This is a genomic window from Roseateles sp. P5_E11 (genome assembly GCF_054049355.1).
Genome location: NZ_JBFUMO010000997.1, coordinates 1 through 1239, shown reverse-complemented (window position 1 = coordinate 1239; position 1239 = coordinate 1). Strand labels below are relative to the sequence as shown.

Here is a 1239-nt window from a genome sequence, read left to right as displayed (position 1 = left end):
GGCATCTACGCTCTGCCCAACGCGATCACGCTGGGCGCGCTGTTCAGCGCCTTCTATGCCATCGTCATGGCCATGAACGGCCGCTTCGAGGTGGCCTGTGTTGCCATCTTTGCCGCTGCCATCCTCGATAGTCTTGATGGCCGCGTCGCACGCATGACCAATACCCAGTCAGCCTTCGGCGAGCAGATGGACAGCCTGTCCGACATGGTGGCCTTCGGTGCCGCGCCGGCGTTGATCGTCTACATGTGGGCGCTCAAGGACATGGGCAAGCCGGGCTGGATTCCGGCCTTCGTCTATATCGCCGGCGCTGCACTGCGGCTGGCACGCTTCAACGTCAACATCGGCGTGGTGGACAAGCGCTATTTCCAGGGGCTGCCAAGCCCCGCGGCAGCGGCGATCGTGATGGGCCTGATCTGGGCCGTCGTGGATCGGAAGGAGTACACCGGTGTCCAGCCCGGGGGTTGGGTCGCCTGGGTGGCTTACGGCATCACCTTGTTCGCCGGGCTTTCGATGGTGACGAACGCTCCGTTCTACAGCTTCAAAGTCTTCGACCGGCGGCGCAGCGTGCCCTTCATCGTGTTGGTTGTGATCATGCTTGGCATCGGCCTTGCCGCACTCGATCCATCACGCGTTCTCTTCGGTGTCTTCTGCGTCTATGGCCTGTCGGGGTATGTCATCTATGGCTGGCGCAAGTCCAAGGGCAAGCCCGTCAGCGTCATCTCCACCAGCACCGACGAGCCGGATGAACGTGGCTTGCATCAATAGCCATTCATGCTAGATTCCCGACCCATGAGCCGCGCCACGCGAATTAGCCTGCTACTAGCCCTAGAGGAACCACGGGTTCGCTAGTCAGTCGCGCACGTACGCTCACACCTGACCCCAACGGCCCGTATGCAACCGCAGCGGGCCGTTCGTGTTTTCAAAGGCTGCTGGTTGCGCCACCCACCCTCGGATGGAACACCCATGTTGAAGCAACCGCAGCAAAAGTACCGCTCCTTCGCCCCGATCGCATTGCCGGACCGCCGCTGGCCCGATGCCGTGCTGACCCRCGCGCCGATCTGGCTGAGCACCGACCTGCGYGACGGCAACCAGGCGCTGATCGAGCCGATGGACATTGCCCGCAAGCTGCGCATGTTCCAGCAGCTCGTGAAGATCGGCTTCAAGGAGATCGAGGTCGGCTTCCCGTCGGCGTCGCAGACCGAGTTCGACTTCATCCGCCTGCTCATCGACGGCGGACAC

Annotated in this window: 1 protein-coding gene and 1 pseudogene; both read left to right on the top strand. The window is 62.6% G+C overall.

Annotated elements, in window-relative coordinates:
* Nucleotides 1-765: CDP-diacylglycerol--serine O-phosphatidyltransferase (gene pssA / locus ACXJKR_RS32835; protein WP_457326429.1), on the top strand; the 765-nt coding region annotated here is incomplete at its 5' end.
* Nucleotides 766-963: 198 nt separating this feature from the next.
* A pseudogene (locus ACXJKR_RS32830) lies at nt 964-1239 on the top strand (2-isopropylmalate synthase); the annotation flags it as partial.